Below are 6,097 nucleotides of genomic sequence, written 5' to 3'. Positions count from 1 at the left end.
ATTGCCAAAAGCGACGAAACTGCCACCTCTCCGGCACTGATAGAAGAAGATTTCGAGGACTTCTGGGAACCCCCCCCACCCCCCACAGACTTAATTTTTGATGATGGTGAACCCTTGGAAAGCAACCGACACCGCATTGCCATGAATGTGCTGATTCGCTCCCTACATCAAGGTTATGGTGAGCGAGACGACTTCTACACGGGTGGCAATATGTTTATTTATTTCAGCCGCGAACAGGCGAAAAATCGCGATTTTCGCGGGCCCGATTTCTTCGCTGTCCTCAATGTCGATGGCAGCAGAGAGCGACAGGGTTGGGTAATTTGGGAAGAAGAGGGACGTTATCCTGACGTTATCGTGGAATTAACCTCTCCTAGTACCGCAAGAACCGATAAAGTGCGAAAAAAAGCCATTTATGAGGGAACCTTCCGCACGCCAGATTATTTCATCTACGATCCTTTTGATGCCAATTCTTTACAAGGATGGCATTTAGGAGCAGACCAACGCTACCATTCTTTAGAACGAAACGAGCGCGGCTGGTTATGGTGCGAAACCTTAGGCTATTGGTTGGGAACTTGGGAGGGTACTATTGACCGAGAAACGGCAATCTGGGCCAGATTTTATGACTCGGAAGGCAATTTAATCCCCTTGCCAGAAGAAGCAGCACAGGAGCGAGCGGCTGCAGCACAGGAGCAATTAAATGCTACTCAGCAAGCTCTGGAAGCGGAAAGACAGCGTTCTCAACGGCTGGCGGCTCGTTTGCGAGAAATGGGGATAGAGCTATAGTATAGCTGTATTTGTTTAGGTGAGGAGGTAAACTGCTCCTGTTCCTCCTCGCTCAAAGTCGGTTAATTTCTCCTTTCACGGTTGAGGGAGCCTGCAATCCCAGTGTATTTGAAATCTAGCTCGACACCTGTTTGCTGCTGTGATTACCTTTTGACCAGTGAGTAATTATTGATCAGAGTTTTCTTTTATTCTTCCTTAAACAGTAAACAGTAAACAGTGAACTGATAACTGATAACTGATAACTGATAACTGATAACTGATAACTGTCTCAACTAGGAAATTTATTTGGCACGACTACTTAGGGTTAGCTGAATAAATCTAAAAACCTTGTTGGGTAAGACTTTTAGACTTTTTGTCAATCAAAAAGTACCAGATATGGGAGTGGTCGGGGGGAAAATCCCTGGACTTTTTCCCTGAAAATTAGGTAATTTACCCGATGAAAATGGGTAAAACCCCACACCCCACACCCCACACCCTACACCCTGCCCCTAGGAAAAACTTTTTCAGCAGACCCTAATATAGCTTTTTCAGGGGTTTTGCCGGAAGCAGAGATACCGGGTAACTCTTTTTCTAAATTGATAACCCAGATTTTATCTACTTCTGTAGATATATTTTTGTCATTTTTAGACGATAACTTTAAGTGATTAATAACTACTTTCTTTAAATCGCTCTTATTTGTTTCTAGAATTTCAATATACTCATCCTGACTAGGGGAGATTTCTTCAATAAAACCCTGTTTTTCTAAAGCTTGATGAAACTCTTGTCTAAGGGAAAATATTTCTTTTTTTGAGTTAGACTTACTCATTCTCTGCTAAATAGATATGATTGGTTAAAATTTCGCCAGATTTCTGCACAGAGTTGATAACTTCTTTAAAGTTACGAAAATAAACACCATATTCACTGGTTCCATAATCAATAATTTTATCACCCGTGAAAAAGTAAACCCCTAAGTCTTCTTTAGCAATTGAAATTTCTGGATTTAAATTTTTTAATTGATTATCTTCAATAATTTTTGTGACATCAACATCATAACTTTTTAAGGTATGAAGATAAACATAATTGTTGAGAATATCGGTTAAAATCGGGCTATGGGTGGTGATCAAAACCCGATTATTATGCTCGGTGACAAATTGAACTAAAATATCCATTAAGCGAATTTGATTTTCGGGATGCAAATTAACTTCTGGTTCATCTATCATCAAAAAATTGTTTTTTTCCTTAGCCCAATATTTGAGATAAAGATACAAGATAGTCAACTGATTGACTGAAGATGAAGCTAGATACATGGGTAAATCTTTGCTTTCATCGAATTTAAAAGAAAATTGAATAGGTGCGATCGATTCTAGACTAGAAATGGTGATTTCTCCTCCCATTAATCCGGTCATCTTTTCAATCAGAGAATTATAAACTGAATTAATTTTTTTCTTGGTATTGAGAGAATAAAGCGACTCAATCACTTTATTCATTGGTTCTGTATAAGACCTTTTGGGTAATTGTTCTTGAAGACGTTTGAATATATCCCGATTAGTATCAACATCATCATCAATATTTTCTATTAATTCTTGCAATCGACGATTATACTCACTTCTTTTATTTCTCTCTATCTCATAAATGTACTGGTAGAAAACAGGAAAAAAACTACGACTAGCGGGGATAAAAAAAGTATCTTCTGCATGAGACAAAAGCACTCTTATTATTGACGGAATAATTACTGATTCCTTGTATGGTTTAGCTCTCTCAAAAAAGTCTCTGGGTATTTGATCAAATACTTTCTCAGGGATATTATTCTCTTTTATATTTATTGTTAGGCTACCTTTGCCCTTGCTAATCTGTAAATACTCCAGATCATTATTTCCTGCAACACGAACCAAAAAAGTTGTTTTAAATTTCGTCTCTTTAAATTCTTTGATATTTGCTTGAAAAACTAATTTATTGGAACCAATAATCGTTTCTTTAATACTAGCATCAAGATTATAGGTATTAACAACTTCTTTTTCAATAAACTGGCTAAATTTATTGAGAATCTCATCGATTAATTCTTGATTGATCGTAATTTTTTTAATAGGTTTTTCCGAGTCAATTACTAAAGAATCAATTTCGGTATTTTCGGAAAACCTTCTAATATTGTCATTATTAAAAATTGTCCATAAAAGCTGAGAAACTAGGGTTTTGCCACTATTATTGTAGCCAATAAAAGTATAGAACTTCTTGGTTAAATCTATGGTTTGATTATTATTTCTAATTGATCCCAAATTCTTGATCAGTAGTTCCATATTATTTTTACCAATCACACCGAGAGGATAACTAATTTTTTAAAGGTGGACAAAATGCCCACCCTTAACACTATTGTAAACTGCTAGTTAACTGACTTTTGGCCTTAGCTAAAGCTTCGCTTAACTTACTAGCATCCCGTCCCCCAGCTTGAGCTAAATTGGGACGACCACCACCACCACCGGCGCAGATTTTAGCGATCGCACCGATAAATTTACCCGCTTGTAAACCCTTATCTTTAATCACCCGGGGACTAAAAGCGGCCACTAAACTCACTTTATCAGCTGCGGGAGTCGAGGCCAAAACCACTGCCCCTTCCCCTAATTTTTGCTGTAGTCTTTCGGCTGCGGCCATCAAAGCATTAGCATCAATATCGCCCAAAGAAGCGACTAATAGCTTAAATTCGCCGATAGATTCAGCTTGAGATAGCAAAGCATCCGATTTATTTAGCGCCAACTCCTGTTTAACCGCTTCTAACTGCTTTTGTGTGCCTTTTAACTCTGATTGTAAGACCGTAATGCGATCGGGAATTTCCAGAGGTTTGACCTTAAAGCGATCGCACAAATCCCGCACCACCTGATCCCGTTCATTCAGGTATGCTAACACGGCAGGGCCGGCCACCGCTTCGATGCGACGAATTCCTGCGGCGATTCCCGTCTCGGAGATGATTTTAAATAAACCGATCTCGGCAGTATTTTTAACGTGAGTTCCCCCGCATAATTCCATAGAAACGCTAGGAATATCGATAACTCGCACTTCTGAGCCGTATTTCTCGCCAAACATGGCAATAGCTCCCTTCTGCTTCGCTTCTTCCAATCCCATCACCGCTATCTGGGTGTCATGCGCTTCGGCAATCCAAGTGTTAATCTGTTCTTCCACCTGTTGCAATTCAGCGCTAGTCAGGGGACGAGGACAGTTAAAATCAAAACGGAGGCGATCGAAATTGACTAGGGAACCTGCTTGGGAAATCCCCCCATCGACAAGCTTTTTCAGGGCCGATTGTAGCAGATGGGTGGCGGTATGATTAGCTTGGGCGCGACGACGACAGGAACGATCGATCTGTGCATTAATTGTATCGCCGGTGGTGACAATTCCCCGCTCAATCCGACCAAAATGGATAAAAATCCCCGATTCTTTCTGCACATCCTCAACGCGGATAACCAGATTATCGCCGGTTAAATAACCCTTATCACCGATTTGTCCACCCGATTCGGCATAAAAAGGGGTTTGATCGAGAACTACCTGCACCTCAGTGCCTGCTGCGGCCGATTCCACCGTTTTACCAGCGACTAAAACCGTCGTTACTGTTGCGGTTGCTTGCAAATCCGTATAACCGAGAAATTCCGTCGGGTGAATATGTTCTGCCAGCTTATCTAAACTGCCCTGTACCGTCAAATCTATGGTTTCGTGGGCGGCTTTTGATCTTTGCTGCTGTTTTTTCATTTCCTGCTCGAAACCCGCCGTATCGACGCTTAAACCCTGCTCCTCGGCGATTTCTTGAGTGAGTTCGAGGGGGAAGCCATAGGTATCATAAAGGGTAAAGGCATCGACTCCCGAAATCTGGCTTTTTTCTTTTTCTAGAATCGATTCGAGCAGTTTCTCGCCTCTTTCTAGGGTTTCTAAAAATCTCGCTTCCTCTCGCTCTAATTCTGCCTTGATCACCGTTTCTCGTTCCCGAACATTGCCATAGACGGACTCGGAAAGAGCGATCGCAACTTCCGCCACTTTGGTGATAAATTGACCTTCAATACCGATTAAACGCCCGTGCCGTACTACTCTCCGAATCAGACGACGCAGGACGTAACCTCTGTCAGTATTCGATGCTGAGATACCATCCGCTATCATGTGTACTACCGAACGCACATGATCGCCGATGACTTTTAGGGAAACTTTCGTTTTTTCGTCCGCTTTCTGGTAGTCTATGGCTGCTAACCGGGCCGCTTCAGCGACAATCGGGAAAATTAGGTCAGTTTCGTAGTTATTGGCGACTTTTTGCAGGATTTGCGCCATCCGTTCCAAACCCATCCCCGTATCGATATTTTTATTGGCCAGGGGTGTCAGATTGCCATCCGCGTCGCGGTTATACTGCATGAAGACGAGGTTATAAAACTCGATAAAACGGCTATCATCCTCTAAATCGATGGTTTTATCCCCCAATTCCGGGTGAAAATCGTAGTAAATTTCCGAACAGGGACCACAGGGACCCGTGGGACCCGATACCCAAAAGTTATCCGCTTCGCCCATTTTTTGGATACGATGAGCAGGAATACCGATTTTATCGCGCCAGATAGCGAAAGCTTCCTCATCCTCTCTAAAGACACTAACGACTAATCTTTCGGGGGGAAGGTTAAAAACTTCTGTGGACAATTCCCAGGCCCAGGCGATCGCTTGTTCTTTAAAATAATCACCAAAGCTAAAATTGCCCAACATCTCAAAAAAAGTATGGTGTCTAGCAGTCCGGCCGACATTTTCGATATCGTTGGTGCGAATACATTTTTGGGAAGTGGTAGCGCGGGTAAATTCTGGGGTCTTTTGCCCTAAGAAAATCGGTTTAAAAGGGAGCATTCCCGCAATAGTCAGCAAAACGGTGGGGTCTTCTGGGACTAGAGAGGCACTAGGGAGAATTTTATGGTTTCTGGCCGCAAAAAAGTCTAAAAATCGCTGGCGAATCTCGCTTCCGCTTAGGTGGTTACTCATAGAAGATGTCAGTTAGTCAGAAAATGCCTATTTTATCCATTGTGGCATTTTTGCGTTTTAACTCTCCACCTTTACTCTTGCGCCGCTTGTCGGACCTGTTCTAAGTCTAAATCCAAAGCTTGAGCGATTTGTTCCACACTTAAACCCAAAGCCAGCAAACGGGGAATAGATTCCAGTTTTCCTTCTAGTTTACCTTCTAGTTTACCTTCTAGTTTACCTTCTAGTTTTCCTTCTAGTTTTCCTTCCAGTCGTCCTTCCCGTTTAGTTGCTTCCTTCCATTCCTGATAGGTTTGAGATAAAGTCATAAACACCTCTCTATCCTCAGTTTCTAGGATGTTATTTATTT

General features: G+C 41.7%; 4 protein-coding genes and 1 pseudogene. 1 reads left to right on the top strand and 4 read right to left on the bottom strand.

Going from position 1 to position 6,097, the window contains the following annotated elements; genetic code table 11:
• Nucleotides 1-783 (top strand): Uma2 family endonuclease (locus tag PX482_RS26045; RefSeq protein ID WP_288123211.1); only part of this gene is annotated, 783 nt, incomplete at its 5' end.
• 475 nt (nucleotides 784-1,258) lie between these two features.
• On the opposite strand, the gene PX482_RS26040 is transcribed toward PX482_RS26045, so the two are convergent.
• The 4 genes and pseudogenes from PX482_RS26040 to PX482_RS26025 form a co-directional block, all read right to left on the bottom strand.
• Nucleotides 1,259-1,588: a hypothetical protein gene (locus tag PX482_RS26040; protein ID WP_288123210.1), complete on the bottom strand. Its 330-nt coding sequence runs from the start codon at nucleotides 1,586-1,588 to the stop codon at nucleotides 1,259-1,261.
• Nucleotides 1,581-3,056 carry an AAA family ATPase gene (locus PX482_RS26035; RefSeq protein ID WP_288094726.1) on the bottom strand — a complete coding sequence of 492 codons (1,476 nt, stop codon included), beginning with the start codon at nucleotides 3,054-3,056 and terminating at the stop codon, nucleotides 1,581-1,583. Before PX482_RS26035 ends, PX482_RS26040 begins: the two co-directional genes overlap by 8 nt.
• 70 nt (nucleotides 3,057-3,126) lie before the next feature.
• Nucleotides 3,127-5,751 carry an alanine--tRNA ligase gene (alaS, locus tag PX482_RS26030; RefSeq protein ID WP_002757014.1) on the bottom strand — a complete coding sequence of 875 codons (2,625 nt, stop codon included), beginning with the start codon at nucleotides 5,749-5,751 and terminating at the stop codon, nucleotides 3,127-3,129.
• A gap of 71 nt (nucleotides 5,752-5,822) precedes the next feature.
• A pseudogene (locus PX482_RS26025) lies at nucleotides 5,823-6,097 on the bottom strand (flagellar assembly protein H); the annotation flags it as partial.

The organism is Microcystis sp. M53602_WE12, assembly GCF_030065455.1.
Classification (GTDB): Bacteria; Cyanobacteriota; Cyanobacteriia; order Cyanobacteriales; family Microcystaceae; genus Microcystis; species Microcystis aeruginosa.
Note: the sequence above shows the minus strand (reverse complement) of the source record. Positions and strands in the feature narration are given on the sequence as shown.